Genomic DNA, 25,308 nt, shown 5'->3' with positions numbered 1-25,308 from the left:
CAGAACCTCAGCTCAGAACCTTAGCCCCTCAGCAGAGCTCAGAACCTCAAACGGATTCAAATTAAACTTATATTCTTTTGGGCTGCAGTTGAATTTTTCTTTGAATATTTTAGAGAAATAACTTCTGCTGGTGAAACCGATGCAGTAGACGATTTCGGAGATATTTAAATCTGAGGTTCGCATTAAAATTTCGGCTTTTAAAACGCGCATGTGTGTTATATAATCATTTACAGTTCTGTTATGAATCATTTTAAAACCTTCCTGAAGTTTATTGGGAGATAACCCCGATTTTTTACTTAGAGATTTTATGGTGAAAGCTTCTTCGGGATTTGCTTTTATGGCTTCCGAAAGTTCTTTTATTTCTTCCATTTCTTTTAAAGTCAGGCAATTTGGTTCTCTTGAGAAAGCATTTAAATCATCAGAATGTTGCTGAATTTCCATTGCAAGAATAATTCTTAAAATCCCTTCTTTCAGTAAATTTCTAACAACACCGGTTTGCGTAATTGAGTTTAATTGTTCAATTTTTTCTCCGATTTTCAAATTATAAGAACCCGCGTAAAAGAATTCTTCGCTCATAGTTTCCTGAAAAAAAGTTGCTCTCACCATATGGCTTAGAGAATTACTATGACTTAGTTCTGAATCATTGCCTACAATAATTAAAGTAAACTTGGTCTTTTTATCCTTTTCAAAAAACAAAACATTTTCCCGATTTGATTTTGAAGTTAAGATAGCTGTCTGAAACGTTTTTAATTTTCGTTCTTCACCATTAATTCCAAAACTATGCGATAAATTACCTTTTGAACAATAAGCAAAATAAATAGGTGACGAAGCGATATTTACAATATCCATTCTTAAATCTTCCGAAAAAGTCATATCAAACTGAACGTATGAAATACCGTCATTAAAAGAAGCGCCAATAATAGATCCTTTTGCAAAATTAGTATTCACTTCTAGCGAATATTCATCAGAATCAAAGTTTACGTTTCCGCCAAAATTAATGCTTAATTCCTCAAAAATATTTTGATTTTTTTCTGTGTGTATACGAACTATTTTCATGATGTTTCAGTTTAAATTTTACGCCTTTACTTAAAATTTTAATCAGCAAAGAATATTGCTTCAAAAAACCAGACTTCAAAGTTCGCTCACGAATGAATCAAAAATGTTATATAATTTTTAGCATTTGTTTTATAATTACTTATAAATGATTATTTTAACTCAAATAAAAAATTTCTTAATTCAAAAAATGAAAAGCTTCTCTTTCTCCCCCATAAGTGCTCCCGATTCTAATTTGTTGATTTTAGGCACAATGCCGGGAACTAAATCATTAGAACTCAATCAATATTACGGGCACAATCAAAATAATTTCTGGAAATTTTTATTTACCATTTTCAACGAAGATTTTTCAAACGATTACGAAACCAGAAAAGCACTTTTACTCAAAAACAAAGTTGCCTTATGGGACGTTCTTCAATATTGCGACCGTGTTGGAAGTTTAGACAGTGCCATTAAAAATGAAATTGCCAATAATTTTGAAACCTTTCTAAAAAACCATCCCGATATAAAAACCATTTTATTCAACGGTCAAAAAGCGGCAGCCTTTTTTAAGAAGTATGTTTCGGTAGATCAAAAATACAACCTCATCACATTGCCATCAACAAGTCCGGCGAATGCGGGTAAAACTTTTCAGTCCAAATTGGATGAATGGAAAGTTATTGGTTCCTTATAATTTCTATAAAATTTTAAAAGATTGAAATCATATAACATTTCCAAATTATCATGTAACACAAACCTTCTGTTCCTGGCTTAATTTTACTTCAAGAAATTAAAGCCCGAATAAAAGTGATAGATGTAGAATGTAAGGCTTTTTTTAAATAAATATAATTAAGCAAACCTCAACAGGTTTATCTTATAAAAGCAACATTGGTTATGTTAGTTTATTTTTGAGAAAAAAAGCTATCCTGTTAATACTAGGGTAGCTTTCTTTTTTTATCTTTAATCAAATGAATCATAAGTAATTCAAAGATCCTCAACATGAAAATTCAAACTTATTACAATCACGTAAGGTTTTACACACCACATCATTTTGTTTTTTATCCTGTTTTAACTTTGTTTTTGATTTGTAGTATATACTTTGCTTTTACTACAAATGAACCCTTAATATGGTCTTTTATAAGTGTTGGCTTTGTCTTTTTATTTTGTCTTGCTTATATGTTGCGTCAGCATTATGCCTTAACATTGCAAAACCGAATTGTACGCTTAGAACTTCGTTACCGATATTTTACCCTTACCGGAAAAAGGCTCGAAGAATTTGAATACAAATTATCCGACGATCAGATATTTGCATTACGCTTTGCACCCGATAATGAATTATTACCACTCATTGAAGATGCCTTAAAAAACAATCTTAGAGGAGATTCCATCAAAAAAGCAATCGTGCACTGGAAAGCCGATTATAATAGGGTTTAAAAATTTAAGTTTCAAGTTTCAGGTTTCAAATTCCAAGTTCAAAAATTCCAAATTCCAATTGACATTGACATTGTTATTGACATTGTTATTGATATTGTTATTGATATTGTTCAAACTAGACTTGCCACCATTAAAAAAGGCTCAACAAATTTGTTAAGCCTTAATTATAAAAAGAATAAATACAAAATTATCTATTGATAAGCTTTTCGAGTCTTTGCATCATTTCCTCTTTCTCTTTCAGCATACGCTCGTATAAAGCTATTTTTTCTTCGTGTAATTGGATAACCTTTTCAATTGGATTATAATTAATTGTTCCATAATTAAATGAATTACTAAAAGCATGTTCTCCAAAAGTATTTGCAATAACATTTACTGCTTGTTCCTCATCAAAGTTCTGAAAAGCTTCAACAGGAATTTTTAAAACAGCTGAGATTTGTTTAAGCAAATGCTCCTCAATTACATCTTTCTTCTCCAGTATAGAAATTTTCTTTTGGTTCCAGTCTTCTCCCAGATCATAAGCTAATCCTTCCTGCTTTATGTTAAGCATTTCCCTAAAACGCTTAACGTTTCTTCCCTGATGTATTTTGTGTTCCATAATGAGTATTCATTTTCCTGAAGGGTTAAAAAAATCTGAATTTCAAAGATAAAAAAATATCCGTCAAATCGTATTTCTGTCAGATATTATATCCATATTTCATATTGATTTTACTTTCTTAAAGAATAAAACTTCAACCGTTTTTATACTTAACGAAGCCGAATGATTCATTTGTTTTTTCTAAAATATTAAGTTTTAACATTCTTTTAAAATATTTATTTGATAAATCATAATTCACAACAATAGTTCGAAAATCCAACAAAAACTTGTATCAAACTCATTATCAATTGAATTGTTAAAATAATAAAACCAAAAAAACAAAACGGAAGATTTTTTTTGTTAACTTTAAGTGTTAAAAATTTATCAAAAACTTTAAAAATAAATCTGATGAAAAAATTATTTTGTTTTATGATAGTTTCCCTCTTTTGGTTTTCGGCTAAAGCTCAGGACGTAGCTCAAATTCCAACAGACACTTTACCCGCCTTGCAAAATAAAGCAGAAGAATATCAGGACTACGATGCTGAAGATCTGCCATGGCACAATAGACGATTTAAGGTTTCTGTAGGTGGTTTTTTTCCTGTAAACAATACTGTAGTTAAAGTTGAAGGCAACAATGGAAATATAGGAACCGAAATTGATCTTGAAAATGATTTAGGATTTACTAAATCAAGTGCTTCTTTTTTAGGAACGTTTGACTGGCGTATATCCAAAAGATCCCGATTAGGTTTTGAGTATTTTGTACTAGATAGAACTGCTACCAAAACGCTGCAAAGAGATATTAATTTCGGAGATCATACTTATCCATTAGACGGAAGAATTCGAGGTACATTTAATGTTCAGATCATGAGAGTTGCTTATGGTTATGCTATTCTTTCTAAACCTAAATATCAAGCCGGTTTATTAATTGGAGCGCATGTTCTTTTTGCAGATTTAGGCTTAAAATTAGAAGGAAATACACAAAGTGTAGAATATCATGATAATTTTGACTTTACTGCTCCGCTACCGGATATTGGAATTTGGGGCGAATTTGTTCTTGGAAAACGCTGGGGTTTATATGCCAACGTAAATTATCTTGCCGTAAAAATTGACGACACCGATGGCCGAATTATAAGCTACAATTTGTCGGTTTTATATAATGTTGCTCAAAACTTTAGTCTTACGGCAGGTTATACTGGTCTGAACTTTAAAGTAGATACCGTGCAGGAACGATTAAACGGCTTCCTGAAATGGGGATACAACGGACCAACGCTAACGGCAGTTTATACGTTTGGAAAACATGTTAAGGTTACTAAATAAGGTACTGAGGTTCTGAGATGCTAAGGATCTAAGGTTTTTACCGCGCGGAAACTTGTTTTTTCTTAATCTCACAAAGACGCAGAGTCGCAAAGTTTTATATTCTTTGCGACTCTGCGTCTTTGTGAGCAATTTAAAAGTGATTTCACAAAGCATTATCTACATAAAGCTTTGAGAACTTTCCATTTTAATTTTACCGCAATGTTTTTTTTATCGCAAAGTGCGCAAAGGTATTTTTATTAAGAATTTAAACAGAGTCTAAAAAATAAGTTCGCAAAGGTTTAAAGTTGTAGAGAGACAAAGGTTTTACAATCAACCTCTTTTGAATTGCGTCCAGCTTTAGCTGGATGAATAAATTACAGCCTAAGTGAAGGGCTTTAGCCAAACAAAACGGTATTTTGGCTAAAGCCTTTTTACTTGCCTTATTTTTCAACCTCCAGCTAAAGCTGAAGGCAATTCAAAAACTTACTTAACTCAACTCAAAATTTTACCGCAAAGTGCGCAAAGGTATTTTTATTAAGAATTTAAACAAGGTCTAAAAAATAAGTTCGCAAAGCTTTGTCTACATACAGCTTTGCGAACTTTCCATTTTAATGGCTCTTAAAAAAACTCAGCGTACTTTGCGAAAACCTTAGCATGCTTTGCGGTAAAACCTTTTAGCAGAAATAAAAACAAACCCGATAACTTCTCAGCCATCGGGTTTATTACCAAACTTAAACTTACTTAACTCAAAATACAACTTATAATCTTACATTCTTAGAATCTCAGTCCCTTAGAACCTCAGAACCTAAAAAAAAACTCACTTCTCGAGTGGAGTAAATTTTACCGCTGTTCCTCCTCCAGCTCCCAATTTAATATTTAGTACACTTTTATTATTTACTTTTTGTTTTGAAATCGCAACCGGATAAGGATTTGTTTTATAATTTGCTCCTTCTCCATCGGCATAAATTGTTGCTTCAAATTCTTTTCCTGCATCAAGAAAAGACAAGTCAACTTTTAAATCTCTGGCTTTACTATTTGTAATAGAACCCAAATACCAGTTTTTCTCCTCCCAGTCTTTACGGGCGATTGTAGTATATTCTCCAATTTTTGAATCTAAAACCTTAGTATCAGACCAAGTGCAAGGCACCTCTTTTATGAATTGAAATTCAGGTTTGCCAACATAATTCTCCGGTAAATCTGAAGCCATTTGCAACGGACTAAAAATGATAACATACAATGCCAATTGATTTGCCAAAGTTGTCTGCACTTTAGCTCCGGAAGGTGTTTTATAATCAAAATTAAAATTTCCCGGTGTGTAATCAAAAGGTCCGGAAAGCATTCTGGTAAATGGCAAAGTAGTTAAATGTTCCGGAGTATTTCCTCCGTCAACCGACCACGCGTTGTATTCCTGTCCTCTTCCGCCTTCCTGAGACATAAAATTAGGATAGGTACGTTGTATTCCAGTTCCTTTCATTGGTTCGTGATTGTCTATCATAATATGATATTTGGCAGCTGTTTCAATTACTTTTCTGTAATGACGTGCTCCGTATTGACTATCGTGCCATTCTTTTTTATCCAGATATTTGTTTACATAACCTGTTTTAACGGAGTTTACCCCCATTTTTTGATACAATTTAAAAGCGTCTTCTAACTGGCTTTCATAGTTTTTGGTCGCTCCAGCCGTTTCATGATGTCCAATTAAACGAACATTTTTTATCGCGGCATACTTTGTGATTTCTTCCAAATTAAAATCTGGATAAGCTTTTGTAAAACTAAAAGCAGAACCATCTGCTGTCCAATCGCCATCCCAACCTTCATTCCAGCCTTCTACGAGAACGCCGTCAAAATTATTTTTCGCTGCAAAATCAATATATTCTTTTGTATTCTTGGTTGTCGCGCCATGTTTTGGACCTTGTCCCCAGGTAAATTTTTCTAAATGCATTCCCCACCAGATTCCAATATATTTTGAAGGCGTAATCCAGGAAAGATCTTCAATTTTTGAAGGATCATTCAAGTTCAACATCATAGTTGATGTGGCAACTTCTCCCGGTGTTTTCCCAACTACGATGGTTCTCCACGGCGTTTGAAATGGGGTTTCTGCATACACTTTTACGCCATCTGCCCATGGCACTAATTCGCTTTTGTATTGTTTGTTATTTGTTTTTAAAAGCGTCATCGAAGCAAAATCGGTTAAATTGGCTTCGTGAATCGCAACATACAATTTCTCTTTGGTCTCAAAAGTGGCCGGAGTGTTTATGGTATCTGTTTTGCTAACAGCAGTTTTGCGATACGTACTTTCGTAATAACTGTTTTCACGATGCACCGGAATCCACCAAACATCATTTTCTGATTTGAATGTAAATTGCGTAATTTCATTTGAAATTTTCACTTTACCTAAATGTGGTTGTTTTGGAAAAGAATATCTAAAACCAACTCCGTCATCAAAAACCCTAAAAATAATATCAACCAGACGTTCTTCTCCTTTTGATTCTTTTAAATGAACAATCAATTCATTGTGATGATCACGAACCTTTTTGAATTCACCCCAAGGTTGTTCCCAGGTTTCATCGGTTGTTTTTTCTTCGGTTGAAACTACTTCAAAACCATCTGTCATTTTCTGGATTTCCTGAAATTCAAATCCCATTAATGAAGGTTCAATTACCGATTTTCCATTTGAGGTAAAACTGTATTGCGGCTGACCTGAAGCGGTTAATTCAAAAACTAATTCGGTGTTTTTTCCAGGAGAACTGATTTTATACGTTTTTTTAGTACTACAAGCGCAAAGCAATATTGAGGCCAGCGCCATCAGGCAGTATCTATATTTTATGTTTTTCATTATTTAATTGTATTAATTACAACTCTTATTTTATTTCGCTTAATAACTGTTTTGCTTTTGCGGGCTGCATAGCAACAAAATAATTAAAGGCCTGATCTAATTTTTTCTGAGCGGCAGCATCAGATTTCTTTTCTACTCTTAGGTTATATAGTTTGCTGATATCTGCAAAAAATGATTCTGTGTTTTTTACACCTGCAAAAGTTTTTACTTTTTCGATGTATGTGTAACCAAATTCTACTGTTGGTTCGAACATTGTTCCTTCTCCAAAGTCATTCCAGGTAATCAATTGGAGGTAACTAAGGTTTGCATTTTTAGCCAGAGAAAGTGTTTCGTCCAGTGTGGCTCCGCTATTGTGTTCAATAGTCCAGCCAATCGCTGCACCGCCACCGCCTTCGGCATAAAAATCTTTAAAACCGGGATAAGCACTTCCCATTGTAACTGAAAGTTTTGGTTTTGTATTGGTGTAGAAATTTGTCAAATAACTATTGTCTTTATACACCCACGCATACTCGCCGGAAGCATTTTCTCCAGCTTTTGCAGAATGATCCCAAAGCGTTAAGAAAGTGGGTTTTGCAGTTAAAGTATTAAAGACATTCGTCCATTCTGCAGGAGTCTGCAAAACAATTGGCCCGAAATTCATTAAAAGCGGTTTGCTATTAATTTTAATATAATTAGCATCAGTAAAATAATTATTTTGCACATAAGCTAAATCTGTTTTTGCTGCACTGGTAACCGAAATTGCTTTTCCTGCATTTACAACATTTGTCAGAAATCGGTCTTCGTAAACAATCGCATATTCTAAACCTACTTTGTCAAGCATTTCGATCAGCTGATCTGTATTTTCTTTGACCATTCTATAATCGTTTACATCGTAAGTGCCGTACCAATCGATTAGAACTCCATCAATTCCGGAATATTTCATCAATAATAAATGGTTTTCGATCACATTTTTATCGCCTGAATGATACGGTCCAATCAGCGGATAATAATACGATGCAATTTCTCTGCGGCCGTTTGCGCCTACAGTGTTCGGGTTTTTATTTGCCATTGTCCAGTGGTATCCCCATTTTTTATCGGCACTGCTTACATTGGTTTCAAACCATGGCATGTAATGAACGTAAATTTTAGTGCTGTTTGTTTTCTCGATCGCAACCGGAACAGAAATTTCCGGCTCAACAGGTTTATCCGAACCCTTGTCGTCGCTGCTGCAGCCAGCAACCATCGCAATGTTCATCAAACCAAAAACCAACGATGTGATATATCTTTTCATATTGATGTATTTTTTTCTCACTGATTAAAAGGATTTGTTTCACGCAGATTTAAAAAAGATTTAAGCAGATTGCAAAAGATTAATTACTATCTGATTTAAAATAAATCTGCTATAATCTGCGAAATCTGCGTGAAAAAATCTTTGACAATCTTTTAAAATAGGTCAGCCTTCCACGACTAACCAACATGGAAGACTGACATTCTAATAACCTAATTTGGATACCCAGGATTTTGTTTCAAATTTTTATTTGTTGTTAAAACGCTACTCGGAATTGGGAAAATAGCTCTGTATTTTTCTGTTGCTCCTTTTGACCACCATGGCAGGAAGAATGTTCCGAAACGAATGTTGTCTGTTCTTCTTCTACCTTCAAAAATGAATTCTTTCATCAATTCCTGATCGATAAATGGTAAGTCAATCGTTGTTGGCATTTCTTCGCCTGCACGTGCTGTTACTTGTTGTACAAATGGTTTTGCTAAATCTGGCGAACCTAAACGAACGTAACATTCTGCCTGCATCATCAAGATTTCTGAAAAACGGATTAAAACAAAATCGTGGTCACGCTCCCATTGTTCTCCAGCTTTCATTTCGTATTTAGCCAAACGAACACCTTCGTTCTCTTTTGCATCTTCTAAACTTGTCAGGTTCTCTGTATAGGTTAACGGTTCTCCGTTATCCATAATAATTACAGATCCTGTTGCCAGATTGATCTGATCGCCTTCCAGCATTGTTTTCTTTCTTTTGTCTGTGTCTGCAAAAGCGGAGTATACTCCAGGCTGTGCGCACATTCCGTTGGCACTCCAAGGGTAGTTGTTTGGAATTGCAGAAATAGCTAATTTCTGGCTATAATGACAAGACATTGAACTCATATAATTTCCAACTGTTCCTGCTTTTGAATCGTAAGGAATAGCAAAAATAATTTCTGGAGAAGTCTGGTTCTCAGTAATAAAATTGGCAAAATAATCTGGTGTTAAACTGTATCCGGATATTTTCTGGCACATGTTTATACAATCCTGCCAGCGTGGCTGTCCGATAAATGCTTCTGAATTTAAATACAATCTTGCCAAAACCGCATAGGCTACGTTTTTGGTGAATTTAGAATACACCACATTTGGATTCAAATACGGAATTGCGTCTGTTAGTTCTTTTTCAACAAAATCGTACACTTGTTTTCTTGTTGAATTGGTCGGAAGGTCAGTATCTTCAAAATTGGTTACAACTGGCACATTTCCGAATAAATCTAAAAGATTGTAATAGTAATAAGCTCTAACTGCTTTTAACTCGGCAAAAATGGGGGTTTTTGCCTGATCAGATAAAGTCGATTTATTAATCTGATAGATAATTGCATTGATCTTTGCAATTCCTGTATAATTGTAACGCCACGCCGAAAGAATCATTCTATTGTCTGATTTCCATGTATGTTTCTGAGCATCCTGATATTGTCCGCCATCGTACCAGTTTGTTCCTCTTGTTGGAATCGTGGCTTCATCTGAAACTGTTTCATTCAAAAAGAAAACATATTCGCAAGTTGGATAATTATTTGAAATCGGATCGGCAAATCCTCTTAACGAAGAATAAGCTCCACCAACAAGCGCATCAATTTCTTTGGTTGTGTTTCCAAAATTTCCGTCTTCTACCTGATCATACAACTGTTCATCCAAATCAGTACATGATACCGTAAAAAGCATACTTAAAAGTATTGGTGCTATTATTTTGATTTTCATTTTTAGTATTTTATGGTTATCAATTCGCTTAATTATTCAGCGTAAAATTTAGTCCAACAGAAATTGTAGTTGGTCGGGGATAATTATTGTATCGGTCAATTCCGGGAGCGGCTAATCCAGTTTCATCCATTTTTCCGGTTTGGTTTATTCCGTCCTGAGCATTTAAGCCAATCTCCGGATCTACACCTTTGTAACCTGTAATTACAAATAAATTTTCTCCCATTACGTACATTCTCACTTTAGATTTTTTGTATTTTAATGGTAATGTATAACCAATTGATAAAGTCTGAAGTCTAAAGAATGAAGCGTCTTCGATCCAGTAATCTGAATATTTTGGAGACGAAGTAATACCGCTGCTTAAGAAAGAATCCGGTACATTAAAAGCCGGTAATCTGTTTGGATCGTTTAACATCATATTGGTTGCATTTAATGCTTTCTGCCCGAACATTCCGTATCCTGAAACGCCAAGATCAAAATTTCCATAAGTAAAATTCATTCCGATACCCAAAGTCAAATCTGGCTGAACATTTCCTAAGTCTGTTTTATCGGCATCAACCAATGCACTCTCCTCTACTACAGCTCCTGCTGCGTTGTAGTATTGTATTTTTCCATCGGCATCTAAACCTGCGTTTTTGAATCCCCAGAAAGTTCCAACCGGATATCCTTCAGCAATAACCTGAGAATATTGTCCGGACATACCTGCCAAACCATGAAGCGATCCGCTGTAGATAACATCCGTTTTATAAGTTGGATTAGACAGTTTTTCGATTTTCTGAACGTTATGTCCAAGCGTTAAATTGGCATTCCAGTTGAATTTATCTCCTTTAATGATATCTGCATTCAAAGTCAACTCCACTCCTTTATTAGACATTTCTCCAACGTTGGCCAACATTGTTCCCACTAAATAAGGTGGCTGAGGCACTTCATACGTGTATAACAAATCTTTTGTTGTTTTAGAATACCATTCAAAAGATCCTGTAATTCTGTTGAAAAGACCAAAGTCAAAACCAATGTTAATTTGCTGTGTAGATTCCCATTTCAAATCAGGATTTGGGTTTTGTTTTGGAGAATATGCCAAACTCCAGGTTTTAGTAACCGGATCGTAGTAACTGTCATTTCCAACTCCTAAGATAGAAAGCGATTTGTACTCCCCAATTCCGTCCTGATTTCCAGTAACTCCGTAACCAACTCTTACTTTTAAATTATCTAACCAACCTTTAGAAGATTGCATAAATTCTTCATTAGAAACTCTCCACGCCGCAGAAGCAGATGGGAAAGTTCCCCATTTATTGTTTTCTCCAAAACGGCTAGATCCATCACGTCTTACTGTTGCTGTCAATAAATATTTACCATCGTAACCGTAATTAGCACGAGCATAAAAAGAAACTAAATTTGATTTTCCTTTGTATGAATACACATCGCTTAAACGATAATTGTATCCTGCGCCTAAATTATTATAGCTAAAAGCATCTGTTACAAAACCACCTCTCTGTGCTCCAAAACCTTCATAGATATTTTCAAGATAAGAGTATCCAGCCAAAGCTCCAATGTTATGTTTGTCTATAACTTTGATGTAATTTACATAAAGCTCGCCTTGCGCATTGGTATATTCGCCATAGGTTCTTTGTGCAAAACCACCTTCAGTCTGCCCTTCCATAACGGCATAAGATGGTTTGTAAGTTCCCCCTTTTACAGCGTTGTGTTCTAATGAAATATTTGCTGTTGCAGTAAAGTCATTCAGGAATTTTACATCTGTTTTAAAATAACCCAAAAGTCTGTGTCTTTCATTATCAAAAGTTCTGTTGGTTAAAATCTCAACCGGGTTTTGATAAATATTTCCTACTACTTCACTGAATTCTCCAGCTGGTGTGTAAACCGGAATGGTTGGATTTAAATTGTACGCTCTTTCAAAAATTCTGTAATCAATTGGGTGCCATTTGTCAATGTTTGCAAATAAACCCATATCAAATTTTACCTCTTTATTGTCTCCAAGAAATTGGTAAGCACTTACATTTCCGCTTAATCTCTCTAAGCCGGATTTTTTAATAACCCCTTCATTATTTAAGTATGAAAGTGAAGTTCTAAAACCGCTGTCAGCTTTACCAGAATTAATGCTTAAAGTATGCGACTGAGAAATTGCTGTTTGCTCAATTGCTTTCTGCCAGTTTGTATTTGCACCGTAATCTACGGCATCTGTAATCTGATTTTGTCGTACATAACCTCTCCATTGATTTGCCGAAAGAAGATCTAAATTATCATTCACATATCCAAAACTAGATAAGCCGCTGTACACTACAGAAACTCCTTTTGTTCCCGATTTTGTTGTAATCATAATTACACCGTTTGCTCCACGAGAACCGTAAATTGCAGTTGCAGAAGCATCTTTAAGAACGTCAACCGATTTAATATCGGAAGGCTGAACCACATTGATATCTACTCCGGCAATTCCATCAACCACAATTAATGGGCTGTTGCTTGCTGTAAGCGAAGTTCCTCCACGAAGACGAATTGTAGAACCCGCCGCCGGATCTCCCGAAGGACGAATAATGTTTAATCCGGCTACTTTTCCTTGTAAAACCTGCTCTGTAGAAGATATTGTTCCTTTTACTAAATCATCTGCTCCAACTGTAGAAATGGCTCCAGTTAAATCGGCTTTTTTTACTTTTCCGTAACCTACAGAAACCACTTGTACTTCTGCCAGGGTGTAACCATCATTTTGCAAACGAACATCATAATTATTATTTCCTGTAATCTGAACTTTTTGTGTTGTTGATCCGATAAAAGAAACTTCGATTGCACTTCCTGCAGCTACCTGAAGGCTAAATTTACCATCAAAATCTGTTGTAGTTCCGTTTTTTGTTCCTACTTCAATGATTGAAGCTCCCGGCAATAACGCACCTGTATTGTCATAAACGGTTCCAGAGATTTGTTTTTTCGTCTGCGCGAATGTACCGGCAGAAAGAAAAAGCATAAAAATCATCAATACCGCTCCTTTAGCAGTCCACATTTGATGCAGGACGCTTTTTGTATTTTTACTATTCATTAGAATTGGTGTTTTAATTTAATAGTGATTATTTATCTAAAGTTTTAAGCGGAATCGTAGTATCCGAAATCGTTTTGTCTTTATTGTCCTTAACTAAAACATGGATTTCACTTAAACTCGGAACCCCATTTAGTTCTGAAACTAAATTCACAAAACCTTTAATTTCTGCAGTACCTCCAGTAAACTCACCAGAAATTGTTTTTGGCCCGGCTGTAATCGTGTAGATTAATTTGTTTACACCAGCTTCGTTATTTTTTCTCGACATTCCCAGAAAATCCTTTTGGCTAATCTGCATTGGAAAAAAACTAAAACTTGGCGGTGGCGGCGGAATAAATTCTCCTGCGTAAATAACCTGATCACCCGAATTTGCTGTCCAATTCTCTGCTACCATCAGAAAATTTATCTTTTCCATGATAAAATCATCCGGAGCATTGAAGTATTGTTTAGGAACAATATCCATTTTATAAAAACCATTACCTAAGTCTTTTAATTTTGTTTTTGCGGCAATGTCTGGTTTTGCAGCTTCATACATTTGCTGAATTGCCCAGTCATTTAAACCAGCGTGCATATGTACACTTGGAGTGCCTGCAAAGGCAGGATTAAGATTGGCATTAAATAAAATACTTAAAGGTTTATCAATTAAAGGTTTTGACGGATAAGGTCTAAATAATTCGCCTGAAGTATAAAAAGAGGAGAAATCGGTATAAGGCATATTTGCCACATCACTTTGTTTAGATCCGTTTTTGTTTTTTAAACGAAACCAGAATCCGGCACTTGCAGCGATCTCTTCGGGAGTTTTAGAAAAATAAACCGTCGGAGTTAAAGTGAAACTCCAGATTTTATTTCCTTCGTATTTTAGTTTTGCAAAGTCGGAAGAGTTTTCCCAGTTATTAGCATCTGGCTCAGATGGAGACCAGATCCAGATGTATAAATCTTCTGTTTCGGCAAATGTAGAGGCCGACATATCAAAATACCAGGTAACTTGTTCATCATATTTGTACACGACAGGAAATGATGACATTGGCCCCACAGCTCCCGCGGCTTCTTGCGCCTGAATAAAATTAGGAGCCATCAATAAGGCAAGTAAAATTGTATATATAAACTTTTTCATATTACTTTTTAATTAATAGCATTTAATTTAAACACATAAGACACGAAATCTACACCGCCTGAAGAATGCGTCAGCTGAAACTGCATTTCTTCGCTTTTTCCCGGAACCGAAATCAATCTAAGTTCATCTGTTTTTTGCGTTTTCTGTGCATCGCTGTACAAGTAGATTTTTGTTCCGACAAGATTGGTCTGCTGAAAATCTGAGCTCAATGCCCAATATCCCTTTGGAGCAAATAACGGAGGGACATCTCCTGTTACTTCGTAACTTGTTGGCCTTTCGTTTTCGTCTACGTTAAATTTGATTTTAAAATCTTCGTAGCTAAAATAGGTACTCAAGTTTTCTTCGTTTGGTTCGATCTTATTTGCTTTCGCAACTTCATCAACCATTTTCAGATTGGTTAATCCCCAATTGCCATTTACTTTTTCATAAAGGGTAATTGGTTCTACGTAGCTTCCGTCATCTGTGTTATCGCATCCAATGGCAAAAAAACACATCATAAAAGCTAGCCAATAAAGACTTTTACATTTCATAAATTTTTGGTTTTTGTTAGTTTGTTATCCTCTTCAAAAGGATAGAGCGAAACTAGAAGTTAAATAAATCTTAAAAAAAACATCTAAGAAAAATCAAGATAGAATACAAAAATTTAAGATGTCAAGTATTTAAAAATCAAGACATTAAGTAATACAGGCAATTAGAAAAATCAAGATGGTGTAAAGGTGAAAAACAGCTAATAAATAATGGTAAATATGACAATATGAAAATTAAACGGTATATTTTTTTCACTATGCATATATATAACTACTTTTTATTGTATAATTGCAAGTTATTAGACTACTTTTAACATTTATATCTTATTTTTGAAGGGATGAACGAACTTTCGAGGTTTTTAATACTTCATTTCTCAAGAGCTGAAACCGGTTCAATCATCAACTTTCAAGCTTACCTGAATTACAAAACGAATTAACTCAAACAAACCAAAAAAAGTTTTTTTTACCCTAAACCAAAATCAAACCATGCAAAGAATATTCATTCTCTGTTTTTTTATTGCAGGTTTTTCTCTTACTGCGAAAGAGACAAATCCCGTTTTAGAGGAATTAGATAAAGTGCTTCTAAAAAAAGACGTTTACATGAAACAGAAATATCGAAAAATCGAAGGCTTAAAAAGAGATGTATCTAAGTTTACTGTAAGCCAAAATAACGAGCAGCTTTATCATACCTATATGTCATTGTTTGAGGAGTATAAATCTTTCAAATACGATTCGGCTTATTATTATTTAGAAGAAGCCAAAATCAAAGCTGTAGTTCTCAAGGATCCAAAATATTTGGCTAAAAGCCGAATCAAGGAAGGTTTTGTTTTGCTTTCATCCGGATTATTTAAAGAAGCAATTGATACGCTGAATGTTATCAATGATCAAAAACTGGATCAGAAAAATAAATTTGAATACTATTCTATAAAAGCACGTGCCTACTATGATCTTGCCGATTATAATAAAGATCAACGTTTTAATATACATTATGTACAGCAGGGAAATCATTTTCTGAAAAAGGCTCTGGAATTAATTGGAACTAATTCTAATGAATACTGGGCGGCAGAAAGTTTAAAAAGACTTAAACAACAGGACTGGCGAGGTGCCGAATTTGCTTTTAGTTACTGGATTAACAATTATAAATTACCTGCCGATTATTATGGTATTGCTACCTCTAGTCTGGGTTATATTTATTCTGAAAGAGGTTACACCAAAAAAGCGATTCAGTATCTGGCGCTTGCCGCTATTGCCGATGTCAAAAATGCTACTAAAGAAACTGTTGCTCTTAGAAATTTAGCCAACGAACTCTTTAAAATGGGGTATTTGGATAAAGCCAATGAGTACATTAATATCGCCATGGATGATGCTACTTTTTATAATGCAAGACATAGAAAAATTGAGATTTCATCGATTTTGCCAATTATCGAAAAAGCACAGCTGAATAATGTAAAAGATAAAAATGATAAACTGGAAAAGATTATTATTCTGTTGACGATTCTTACGGTTATCATTTTTGTTTTTCTCGGGATCATTTTTAAACAGTTAAAAGAGAAAAATAAAGCGAGAAAAATTATGGCTGAATCGTATTTGAAATTGCAGGAAATGAATGTCAGTTTAAGCGAAGCCAATGCGATTAAAGAAGAATATATCACGTATTTTATTAAAGCAACCTCAGCTTTCATAAATAAAATAGATCATATTCAGAAGAGTACTTTACATAAAATTATTACCAAGAAAACAGATGAAGTAATTGCGAGTTTAAAACGTTACAATGTAAAGGAAGAACGAGAAAACCTTTTTCATCAGTTTGATGAAATCTTCCTGAAACTGTTCCCTACTTTTGTGACCGATTTTAATCATTTATTCCCCAATGATCATAAATGCATTGTAAAAAAAGGAGAACTTTTAAATACGGAATTAAGAATTTTTGCTTTGTATAGACTCGGTATTCAGGATAGTAGTCAAATGGCTGAATTTCTGGAACTTTCTGTAGCTACCATTTATACCTATAAAACAAGAATTAAAAGTAAATCTGATTTTAAAGATACTTTTGAGCAGAAGATAATGGAGATTAAAACGATCTAAGGTTCTGAGGTACTGAGAGTCTAAGGTACTAAGTTTTTTTTCGCCACGAATTCACGAATTTTCTTTTTTTATCAATTCGTGCAATTATTGCGCATAAATTTCACACATTACTTTAAATAAAAATTCGTGAATTGCTTCGCTTATTCGCTATCTCTAGGGAATGGCTGTTTTTTATGATGGAAATGAGCAATGAGACAAAAAGCTCCAGAGGAGCGTAATATTTATAGAAACAAATCCAACACCCAAAAAAAAGCTCCATCGGAGCGGCATATTTATACATTAAATTTATATGTCGCTCCGCTGGAGCTTTTTTACTTCAAACAAATATTTTTTTCTACAAATATTTCGTCCCTCTGGGACTATTTTTTTTCGCCACGAATTCACGAATTTTCTCTTTTTTTATCAATTAGTGCGCATAAATTTCACGCATTATTTTAAATAAAAATTCGTGAATTGCTTCGCCTATTCTTTATCGCTCGGGTCGTGGCTATTTTTTTTACATATAAAAACGGAATTCTACACTTCCTGCAAGGTTTTCAAAACCTTGTAGGTATCTTTTTATATTCAAAAATCCAACATAAGACCGACAAGGTTTTGAAAACCTTGCAGGACAAGTTTAACATCAAAAAACTATTCTTGAGTCTCCAGCTCCAAAATTGTACTCTGATAAATCTTACTTAAAGAAAACAATTGCTCTACAAAAATCATAACCGCCAATGGAACAAAGAAAAAGGTGGTCAAATTTTCTTCGTACAGGAAATAAGTGGTTACTATAAAAATACGGGCGTATTCCAGGTAATAAATCCATTTTCGCTGTTCTAATAAGGCTCCGCAATTTATGAGGGTAATTAATATAAAGGATAGCACAAAAACTTTATCAAACCCATTTAGTAAATCAAAATAATAAGTAAAAACAGTTAAAAACAAGGTACAAATTCCTAATTGGATATAAAGATAATTTCGGAATCTAAGTCGTTGATGCGGATTGCTTTTATCTTGTAGAAATCGCTTTTCTAATATCGGGCGAATATCCTGATCCATGTGTGCGGGGCTTCCGAAAATGGCCTTCCACTTTGCCTTAAATCCTTCTGAGCGTTTCCATAATTCGTAGATTTCGAAATAATAATGAAAGTGCTGCCAAAGGAAACTATAACTTTTTAAAGGATGAGTTAATCCGTATTTTGGTTTTTCTTCTTCTTCCTGAAAAGTTCCAAAAAGACGATCCCAAAAGGTAAACATATCTCCGTAATTTTTATCGAGATATTTTTCATCAGAAGCATGATGCACGCCATGTACAGAAGGGGTTACAAAAACATATTCGAGCCATTTTATTCTGCCAATAAGCTGCGTATGCGTAAAAAAGGAATAAGCACCATGTACAATTAGCATAGTAATTACCATTGTAGGATGAAAACCAATAAAAGGCAAAACGCACCAAAAGCCAGTTCTAATAACAGCTTGAAAAGTAGTAATTCTCGCTGCGGCTGTAAAATTAAATTCCTCACTATGGTGATGTACAATATGTGCAGCCCAGAAAAAATTTACTTCGTGCCCCAATCGATGGTACCAATACCAGACAAAATCTGTTGCCAATATAAGTGCGATCCAGACCAAAACATTTGCCGGAATATCAAAAAGTCTGTAATTATTGTAAATAAAATAATAGAGCTGATAAAAACTCGCTGCAATAAACAAATTGATTAATCGCTCGGCAATTCCGATACTTATATTTGAAACTGAACTTTCATAATTAAAAATTTCCGGTCTTTTTTTTCGTTGCGCCAACTTGTATTCTAAAAACAAAAAAAGGAAAAAAGCAGGCATTGCAAACGCAAGAAAATTAATATGTTCCATTTTTAAAGATTACTTTATATTGATTGATAGGAATAAAAAACCGTTGGGTGTAATTTAAAAAATACTCTTTTAACACATAGAAACATAGCTTTTTTTGTCTATAAAAAGGCGTTTCACTTACATTAACAAACATAGCTATGTGTTAGAAACTAGTTTCTTTTTAAAATCTTTTTAGCGATATGTAAAATAATCTATGTTTCTATGTGTTAAAAATAATTACACCCAACGGGTTAAAAAAGATAATTTCATCAATCCTAAAAAATGCCGACGCAAGTTTTAAGATTAATGAAAAAATCTTAATTGGGTTTTCTAATTTTTAATTCTGTTTAAATTTTGGAGCTTCCAAAGCCACTTCTTTTACCGATTGTGTATCAGCTACTTTTTGTAAAGCAATTATGTAGGCTGCAATTCTCGGGGTCACATTGTGTTTTTTAGCAATTCTGAAAACGGTATCAAAACCTTTTTCTAAAATATCTTCAAGCCTTGTATTAATCTGCTGGATTCTCCAGGATTCTAAAAGCGAATTCTGAAGCCACTCAAAATAAGAAACTGTCACGCCGCCTGCATTTGCTAAAATATCCGGAACTACCAAAACATTATTGTCATGTAATATGGTATCGGCATCAGATGAAACCGGACCATTTGCGCCTTCTACAATAATTTTGGCACGAATGTCTTTTGCGTTTTGTTGTGTAATAACATCTTCTTTTGCAGCCGGAATTAAAACATCAACATCCAAAAGCAATAATTCTTCATGTTTTATTGCAACCGAATTTGGATATCCTTTAATACTTTTATTATTCAGATTATAATACAAAATCAGCTCTGGAATATTAATTCCGTCAGGGTTATAAAAAGCTTCAGAAACATCACTTACTGCAACTATTTTTAATCCTTTTTCGAATAAAAACAAAGCCGAATGTAAACCAACATTTCCAAATCCCTGAATAGCTACAGTAGATCTTGCAGGTCTAAGTTTTAATTTTTGAAGTGCCAGTAATGTTATAATACTTACCCCTCTTCCGGTCGCTTCAACCCTTCCCAAAGAACCTCCGGAATGCAAATGCTTCCCTGTAACTACAGCATGAATTGGTTTACCGTGGAGGATAGAAAACTCATCCATTAACCAGCCCATTTCGTCCGGGCCAGTTCCCATGTCCGGAGCCGGAACATCTTTTTCAGGTCCAAAAATATCTGATAATCTTTTTGTGTAGGCTCTAGTTATTCTTTCTAATTCTGTTTTAGAAAGTGTTCTGGGATCGCAAATGATTCCACCTTTTGCTCCTCCAAAAGGAATTCCGGTCACGGCAGACTTCCAGGTCATCCAGGCGGCTAATGCTTTTACCTCATCGAGATTTACAGCTGTATCATAACGTATTCCACCTTTTGAAGGGCCTAATGCCGTATTATGAATTACGCGGTATCCTTCAAAGTTTTGCTGGTTTCCGTTATCCAGTGTAATAGAAAAATTAACTACAATTTGTTTTTCAGGACGTTGTAGTTTTTGCCTGATCGATTCTTCAAGATTAAGAATATCGGCTGCTATATTAAAACGATCAATCATTGATTGAAACGGATTTTGTTTTATAATTTCTGAACTCATCTTTTTTCTTTTTAATTTTTGGTTTAGTTGATTTGGTCTATCCTATTATTTTTTCGTTGAAATAAAATCTGCAATAACTGCACATACAACACGGTATTTTTATAAGACAGCAATGCATCATGATATTTGTATTTCTGTTTGATCTCATTTTATCAGTTTTTAATAGTTCTAAAAAAAAGCCTTTCATGGTGCATGAAAGGCTAAAAAAAAAAAATAACTAACAAGTACTTTCTCTATTAACGCCATTTCATCGCATAGTTCATCATGCAGCACATCGTCTCACTGCACATAAACGGGATGATATTTCGACTAAAGTTTTTCATTGTTAAGGCAAATTTATAAAATATATTTTACAAATTCTATCGAATTAGTAGAGTTTATTTTTAAAACTTTTCAAATCACAACAAAACAAGCTGTAAATTAAGCTGTTGAGCGCCGAATAAAAATTAATTAAATTGAGAAAAAACGATAAAAATGATCGCAATTAAGGCTAAAAAGAGACCTGCAAAATTTATTTTAGATAGTTTTTCTTTAAAAAAAAGTGTTCCAACAATACTTCCTAAGATAATTACCCCCATGTTCATTCCGGCAAAAACCGTTGATGGATTATCTGAAAATGCTTTATGTGCTTTTAGATAAAATAAGATATTTCCAAAATTAAAAATTCCCACGGCAGCTCCAAAAAGGACGTTTTTAAAATTTAATTTTTCACTTTTAATAATCATTCCGTACAAAACAATTGCTACGGCAATAAGCAACGAAATCCCGAAAACAACAAATAACGAAGTGGTATAAGGCAATGTGGTGTAAAGTGCAATTTGTTTGAAAAGAATATCAATAAAACCAAAACCTAATAATACAAGAGCCGGATAAATCCACTTGTTCTCACTGTTCTCTGTTTGCTTTCTTAAAATGAATAAAAGCGCCACAAAACCAATAATAAGTCCTATTACTTTAAATGAATTAAATTCTTCTTTAAAAATAAACCAGGCGGCCAATATCGGAATAAATAAGGATAAACGCTGTGCAGCATCTGTCTTTACAATTCCCATAGATTTTATTGAAGCGGCTAAAAACAGAAAAACAACCGGAAGCAAAATACCAACCGTGACATAAATATTCCACGGTGCATCTGCTGTAACTTCGTCTAAATTGAGACTAAAGGTAAAATAACAAAGAGCAATTGCTATTATATAATTGAAAGCAATAATCTGGGTTGGATTTGAATTATATTTTCGTGTTATTTTAAAAATCACCCCCACAATAACACTGCAAAAAACACTTAAAATAAGAAACAACATAGAATTAAATTTTGACCACAAAAATAGTGTTTAAACTCCTTTAGTTTTGTTTTTAGCCTCTTTTATTCCTGCCTTTTTTATTTCAAGCATTGTTACTTTTCCTTTTTTACTTCTAACAAATTCAATTGTTGTATTGTTATTATCTGAGCGAAAAAATTTGGTTTTAGATTCCGGCAACAATTCAATATCATAATCCTGATAATAGAGTTTATTATCCTTCTTTAAAATGGTAATATTTTCATATTCTCCAGCATAGTCATTGTACAGTTTAGAATCTGTTACTATTTGAATGTGGTGGTATGGAAGCTCCACTTCTTTATTAAAACATATTCCGGCAAGACCATAAGCGATATAATACGATTTTGACTGATTATTGGATAAAACTGTAATGAAAATATTTTCTTTAGTAAATTTATTAAATGACGTCATTGAGCCAAAAAAGCCTCCATCGTGCGCAATCAGTTGATGATTCTGATTGTAGAATGGATTAACTAAAACACCTAAACCAAAATTTTGATCGTTATAGGAGGTAAACATTTTTTTCTTTGCTTCTTCTGATATTAAAATCTGACTATTAAAAAGCGCTTTGTTCCACAAGTTTAAATCTTCAACAGTAGAATAAATGCCATCATGGCCAATATTAAAATGCCAGTTGATGTATGGATTTTTCACTAATTTATTCTTGTCAAAATAATACGCTTTGGCCATTTTATCCACAATACCATCATTTGTTGTAACGCCTGAATTGTACATTTTAGCTTTATCAAACAAATTTATTTTTACATAAGCTGAATAGGTTTGTCCGGAAACTTTCTCAATAATCTGACTTAGTAAGTAATACCCAATATTACTATAAGATGTGTTTTTACCCGGTTCAAACAATAGCTCTTTTTTCTTTATGTAATTATATACCGAATCTTTATCCAAATCTGTTTTAGTCAAATACAACTCATCAAAATCCATTTGAAAACCGGCATTATGTGTTAACATCATCTTTAAGGTTATTTTTTCTCCATTTGGAAAATCGCTGAAATATTTATTTAAGGAATCATCCAGCGAAAGTTTTCCTTTTTCTGCTAATTGCAAAATAGCCACAGCCGTAAATTGCTTAGAAACCGAAGCTAAACTGAATTTGGAATCTATTGTGTTTTTTACTTTCCATTCGTAGTCAGCCAAACCATATGCTTTTTTCAAGAGAACCGAATCATTTTTAGTAACCAGTACTGTACCACTAAAATCATTAATAGCAAACTGTGCATCCATGTATTGTTCTAATTTTCTGCTCAGTTCTTTTTGAGAATATCCAAAAGCAAAAATCAATAATACAATTAGAGTTATTTTTGATTTCATCTTAATTATTTTTACAATTACTAATTATTTTTTGGAGTGTTTTGTCTAGTACCAGAATTTCTTCTAATGATAACCCATTAAGTGCTATTTGTCTGTTTTTCTTAATAATTGGCTCAATAAGTTCAAGCATTTTTATACCTTTTTCAGTAATTTCAAGATTAAATTTTCTGCGATCTTCAGAGTGAATTGTTCTTGTTAGATATTCTTTTTTAACTATCAATTCAATCATTCTTGTTATTGAAGCATTGTCTTTAAAAACAAGATTGGCTAACTCATTTTGAGAAATATCTCGATTATCATTTAGTATAATTAACACCAGACATTGATCTACTGTAATATCTTTCACAATTTTAGAAATATTTTTCTGTGCCAGTTTTCTATATTCTTTAATAGCTTTTTCAATAGAATAAAGTGCCGTTCCTGTAGGATTCTCTAGTTTCATACTCTTTTATTTGATACAAACATAGTTGATATATCAATTAAATAAAAATAAATAATAATCCGTTTTCAAAATACCACAAAAAAACCCGACCGTTTATTTAAAAACGGTCGGGTTTAAATCTATATCGCAACTATTACAATTTACTGATATAACTTCCGTACATATCTTTAAACTGATGTCCGGTTGCAAATCGGTCTTTGCTTAATTTCTTGTATTCTACCAAAGCCCATAAAATAAATTCTTTCATAAAGTACAAATCCTTTTTATCTAAATGCGGCTGATATTTTTTAAGTAATTCTTCTAAAGGTGCAACTTCATCTAAAATACTTTTATAATCAGCATCCGAAGCATCGTCTAATAATTCGAAACCGCTTTCTGCAAAAAACCATTCTATTAAATCTGAGTAAGGCGTTTTTTCTCCCGGTTTTTCAAGTTTTTCAATCTTCGGAAAATGAGCCGGAAATAAAGTTCTTATGGCAGAACCTATTAAATATTGGGCAACTGCGGCAGCTCCCTCCTGCTCTCCTTCATAAACCAATTCTACTTTTCCGGTTATCGCAGGAATTATTCCAATAAAATCAGACAATCTTAAAACAGTTTTATCCGCTCCGGATTTTAAGGCTCTGCGTTCTGCTGTACTAATTAAATTTTCCAGCGCTGTAATACTCATTCTGGCACTTACACCGCTTTTATTGTCAATGTATTCACTTTCGCGGGCTTCAAAACTTATTTGCTCCAGAATATCTCTCGCTAAATCCGGCACATAAACAAGATTACTTTGATTATCATCCAGCTTTGCTTCCTGCTGTGTAATCGTTCTGGCAATTTCTACGCTTTCAGGATAATGGGTTAAAATTTGCGAACCAATTCTATCTTTCAAAGGCGTTACAATACTACCTCTATTGGTATAATCTTCCGGATTTGCTGTAAAAATGAATTGCATATCCAACGGCATTCTCAATTTAAAACCACGAATCTGAATATCGCCTTCCTGCAAAATATTAAACAATGCCACCTGAATTCTTGCTTGTAAATCTGGCAACTCATTGATTACAAAAATACAGCGATTAGCTCTCGGAATCATTCCGAAATGAATTACGCGATCATCTGCATAAGAAAGTTTTAAATTTGCGGCCTTTATAGGATCAACATCTCCTATTAAATCGGCAACGGTAACATCCGGAGTGGCTAATTTCTCAAAGAAACGATCGTTTCTGTGTAACCATGAAATTGGTGTTTCATCTCCTTTTTCGGCGATTAAATCCTTAGCAAAACGTGAAATCGGATTTAACGGATCATCATTAATTTCGGAATCAGAAACATAGGGAATATATTCATCTAAAAGTTCTACCATTTTACGGGCCAAACGTGTTTTCGCCTGTCCGCGTAGTCCTAGTAAATTAATATTATGACGCGAAAGAATCGCGCGCTCTAATTCTGGAATTACAGTATTCTCAAAACCATGAACACCTTCAAAAACTGGTTTTCCTGACTTAATTTTTTCTCTTAAATTATTTCGTAATTCGTCTTTAATACTGGTACTTTTATATCCTGCGGCTTTTAACTGACCTAATGTTTTTATAGTATTTATTTCCATGTTTTATATTTAAAAAATTGAAAGATTAAATGATTCAAAAATTCAATGTATTTTATTTTTTATCTTAAAACCTTTATTACTTTGTGTAGATGCACTGCAGTGCGTCTCTATATGAATTGCATTTATTATAATCAGGAGAAACCTTTGTCAATTTACTCTCTGAACGTTTACTTTGCGTAGACGCACTGCAGTGCGTCTCTACGATATACGTTGGGTTTATCAGAATATATTT

The 25,308-nt window shown here is 33.8% G+C and carries 18 protein-coding genes; 4 read left to right on the top strand and 14 right to left on the bottom strand.

Going from position 1 to position 25,308, the window contains the following annotated elements; all coding sequences use genetic code 11:
- Positions 1-12 precede the first annotated feature (12 nt).
- A complete protein-coding gene (locus KHA98_RS21435; protein WP_213260032.1) occupies positions 13-1,056 on the bottom strand; it encodes a helix-turn-helix domain-containing protein in 1,044 nt (347 codons plus the stop codon).
- 187 nt (positions 1,057-1,243) lie between these two features.
- Here KHA98_RS21435 and KHA98_RS21430 point away from each other — a divergent pair, with 187 nt between their 5' ends.
- Positions 1,244-1,726: a DNA-deoxyinosine glycosylase gene (locus KHA98_RS21430; protein WP_213260031.1), complete on the top strand. Its 483-nt coding sequence runs from the start codon at positions 1,244-1,246 to the stop codon at positions 1,724-1,726.
- A gap of 305 nt (positions 1,727-2,031) precedes the next feature.
- The gene (locus KHA98_RS21425) at positions 2,032-2,466 is read left to right on the top strand and encodes a DUF6526 family protein (RefSeq protein WP_213260030.1); all 435 of its coding nucleotides are present in this window, start codon (positions 2,032-2,034) and stop codon (positions 2,464-2,466) included.
- 187 nt (positions 2,467-2,653) lie between these two features.
- Here the strand turns inward: KHA98_RS21425 and KHA98_RS21420 are convergent, their stop codons facing one another.
- Positions 2,654-3,061, bottom strand: coding sequence for a helix-turn-helix domain-containing protein (locus tag KHA98_RS21420; RefSeq protein WP_213260029.1), 408 nt, complete (start codon positions 3,059-3,061; stop codon positions 2,654-2,656).
- A gap of 387 nt (positions 3,062-3,448) precedes the next feature.
- On the opposite strand from KHA98_RS21420, the gene KHA98_RS21415 reads away from it, so the two are divergent.
- Positions 3,449-4,357 carry a hypothetical protein gene (locus KHA98_RS21415; RefSeq protein WP_213260028.1) on the top strand — a complete coding sequence of 303 codons (909 nt, stop codon included), beginning with the start codon at positions 3,449-3,451 and terminating at the stop codon, positions 4,355-4,357.
- A gap of 796 nt (positions 4,358-5,153) precedes the next feature.
- Here KHA98_RS21415 and KHA98_RS21410 read toward each other — a convergent pair.
- The 6 genes from KHA98_RS21410 to KHA98_RS21385 form a co-directional block, all read right to left on the bottom strand.
- Positions 5,154-7,172 carry a glycoside hydrolase family 97 protein gene (locus KHA98_RS21410; RefSeq protein WP_213260027.1) on the bottom strand — a complete coding sequence of 673 codons (2,019 nt, stop codon included), beginning with the start codon at positions 7,170-7,172 and terminating at the stop codon, positions 5,154-5,156.
- 25 nt (positions 7,173-7,197) lie between these two features.
- Positions 7,198-8,442, bottom strand: coding sequence for a glycoside hydrolase family 71/99-like protein (locus KHA98_RS21405; protein WP_213260026.1), 1,245 nt, complete (start codon positions 8,440-8,442; stop codon positions 7,198-7,200).
- Between the two features lie 209 nt (positions 8,443-8,651).
- Positions 8,652-10,163: a RagB/SusD family nutrient uptake outer membrane protein gene (locus KHA98_RS21400; RefSeq protein WP_213260025.1), complete on the bottom strand. Its 1,512-nt coding sequence runs from the start codon at positions 10,161-10,163 to the stop codon at positions 8,652-8,654.
- A gap of 28 nt (positions 10,164-10,191) precedes the next feature.
- The gene (locus tag KHA98_RS21395) at positions 10,192-13,206 is read right to left on the bottom strand and encodes a SusC/RagA family TonB-linked outer membrane protein (protein ID WP_246522476.1); all 3,015 of its coding nucleotides are present in this window, start codon (positions 13,204-13,206) and stop codon (positions 10,192-10,194) included.
- A gap of 28 nt (positions 13,207-13,234) precedes the next feature.
- On the bottom strand, positions 13,235-14,317 hold the full coding sequence (locus KHA98_RS21390) for a hypothetical protein (protein ID WP_213260024.1): 1,083 nt from the start codon (positions 14,315-14,317) through the stop codon (positions 13,235-13,237).
- An 8-nt stretch (positions 14,318-14,325) separates the two neighbouring features.
- A complete protein-coding gene (locus KHA98_RS21385; RefSeq protein WP_213260023.1) occupies positions 14,326-14,847 on the bottom strand; it encodes a DUF5004 domain-containing protein in 522 nt (173 codons plus the stop codon).
- Positions 14,848-15,330: 483 nt separating this feature from the next.
- Between KHA98_RS21385 and KHA98_RS21380 the strand changes: the two genes are divergently transcribed.
- Complete coding sequence (locus tag KHA98_RS21380) at positions 15,331-16,929, top strand: DUF6377 domain-containing protein (RefSeq protein ID WP_213260022.1); 1,599 nt, start codon at positions 15,331-15,333, stop codon at positions 16,927-16,929.
- 630 nt (positions 16,930-17,559) lie between these two features.
- On the opposite strand, the gene KHA98_RS21375 is transcribed toward KHA98_RS21380, so the two are convergent.
- The 6 genes from KHA98_RS21375 to KHA98_RS21350 form a co-directional block, all read right to left on the bottom strand.
- Positions 17,560-18,783 (bottom strand): sterol desaturase family protein, encoded by a 1,224-nt coding sequence (locus KHA98_RS21375; protein ID WP_213260021.1) that lies wholly within the window; start codon positions 18,781-18,783, stop codon positions 17,560-17,562.
- A gap of 316 nt (positions 18,784-19,099) precedes the next feature.
- Positions 19,100-20,386, bottom strand: a complete 1,287-nt coding sequence (locus tag KHA98_RS21370; protein ID WP_246522473.1) for a Glu/Leu/Phe/Val family dehydrogenase — start codon at positions 20,384-20,386, stop codon at positions 19,100-19,102.
- A gap of 446 nt (positions 20,387-20,832) precedes the next feature.
- Positions 20,833-21,687, bottom strand: coding sequence for a DMT family transporter (locus KHA98_RS21365; RefSeq protein WP_213260020.1), 855 nt, complete (start codon positions 21,685-21,687; stop codon positions 20,833-20,835).
- 30 nt (positions 21,688-21,717) lie between these two features.
- On the bottom strand, positions 21,718-23,037 hold the full coding sequence (locus KHA98_RS21360; protein WP_213260019.1) for a serine hydrolase: 1,320 nt from the start codon (positions 23,035-23,037) through the stop codon (positions 21,718-21,720).
- A gap of 1 nt (position 23,038) precedes the next feature.
- Complete coding sequence (locus KHA98_RS21355) at positions 23,039-23,479, bottom strand: MarR family winged helix-turn-helix transcriptional regulator (protein ID WP_213260018.1); 441 nt, start codon at positions 23,477-23,479, stop codon at positions 23,039-23,041.
- A 133-nt stretch (positions 23,480-23,612) separates the two neighbouring features.
- Positions 23,613-25,076: an AAA family ATPase gene (locus KHA98_RS21350; RefSeq protein WP_213260017.1), complete on the bottom strand. Its 1,464-nt coding sequence runs from the start codon at positions 25,074-25,076 to the stop codon at positions 23,613-23,615.
- Positions 25,077-25,308 lie beyond the last annotated feature (232 nt).

Origin of the sequence: Flavobacterium branchiicola (assembly GCF_018383905.1) — a bacterium.
GTDB classification, from domain to species: Bacteria; Bacteroidota; Bacteroidia; order Flavobacteriales; family Flavobacteriaceae; genus Flavobacterium; species Flavobacterium branchiicola.
The sequence above is the reverse complement of the archived record's forward strand: the minus strand, read 5'-3'. Positions and strand labels throughout refer to the sequence as shown.

Excerpts from the sequence above, each read along its gene's own strand:
- KHA98_RS21365 (WP_213260020.1), bottom strand. The coding sequence starts at position 21,687 with ATGTTGTTTCTTATTTTAAGTGTTTTTTGCAGTGTTATTGTGGGGGTG.
- KHA98_RS21355 (WP_213260018.1), bottom strand. The coding sequence starts at position 23,479 with ATGAAACTAGAGAATCCTACAGGAACGGCACTTTATTCTATTGAAAAA.
- KHA98_RS21380 (WP_213260022.1), top strand. The coding sequence starts at position 15,331 with ATGCAAAGAATATTCATTCTCTGTTTTTTTATTGCAGGTTTTTCTCTT.
- KHA98_RS21370 (WP_246522473.1), bottom strand. The coding sequence starts at position 20,386 with ATGAGTTCAGAAATTATAAAACAAAATCCGTTTCAATCAATGATTGAT.
- KHA98_RS21415 (WP_213260028.1), top strand. The coding sequence starts at position 3,449 with ATGAAAAAATTATTTTGTTTTATGATAGTTTCCCTCTTTTGGTTTTCG.
- KHA98_RS21375 (WP_213260021.1), bottom strand. The coding sequence starts at position 18,783 with ATGGAACATATTAATTTTCTTGCGTTTGCAATGCCTGCTTTTTTCCTT.
- KHA98_RS21350 (WP_213260017.1), bottom strand. The coding sequence starts at position 25,076 with ATGGAAATAAATACTATAAAAACATTAGGTCAGTTAAAAGCCGCAGGA.
- KHA98_RS21390 (WP_213260024.1), bottom strand. The coding sequence starts at position 14,317 with ATGAAAAAGTTTATATATACAATTTTACTTGCCTTATTGATGGCTCCT.
- KHA98_RS21400 (WP_213260025.1), bottom strand. The coding sequence starts at position 10,163 with ATGAAAATCAAAATAATAGCACCAATACTTTTAAGTATGCTTTTTACG.
- KHA98_RS21395 (WP_246522476.1), bottom strand. The coding sequence starts at position 13,206 with ATGAATAGTAAAAATACAAAAAGCGTCCTGCATCAAATGTGGACTGCT.
- KHA98_RS21360 (WP_213260019.1), bottom strand. The coding sequence starts at position 23,037 with ATGAAATCAAAAATAACTCTAATTGTATTATTGATTTTTGCTTTTGGA.
- KHA98_RS21435 (WP_213260032.1), bottom strand. The coding sequence starts at position 1,056 with ATGAAAATAGTTCGTATACACACAGAAAAAAATCAAAATATTTTTGAG.
- KHA98_RS21425 (WP_213260030.1), top strand. The coding sequence starts at position 2,032 with ATGAAAATTCAAACTTATTACAATCACGTAAGGTTTTACACACCACAT.
- KHA98_RS21385 (WP_213260023.1), bottom strand. The coding sequence starts at position 14,847 with ATGAAATGTAAAAGTCTTTATTGGCTAGCTTTTATGATGTGTTTTTTT.
- KHA98_RS21430 (WP_213260031.1), top strand. The coding sequence starts at position 1,244 with ATGAAAAGCTTCTCTTTCTCCCCCATAAGTGCTCCCGATTCTAATTTG.
- KHA98_RS21420 (WP_213260029.1), bottom strand. The coding sequence starts at position 3,061 with ATGGAACACAAAATACATCAGGGAAGAAACGTTAAGCGTTTTAGGGAA.
- KHA98_RS21410 (WP_213260027.1), bottom strand. The coding sequence starts at position 7,172 with ATGAAAAACATAAAATATAGATACTGCCTGATGGCGCTGGCCTCAATA.
- KHA98_RS21405 (WP_213260026.1), bottom strand. The coding sequence starts at position 8,442 with ATGAAAAGATATATCACATCGTTGGTTTTTGGTTTGATGAACATTGCG.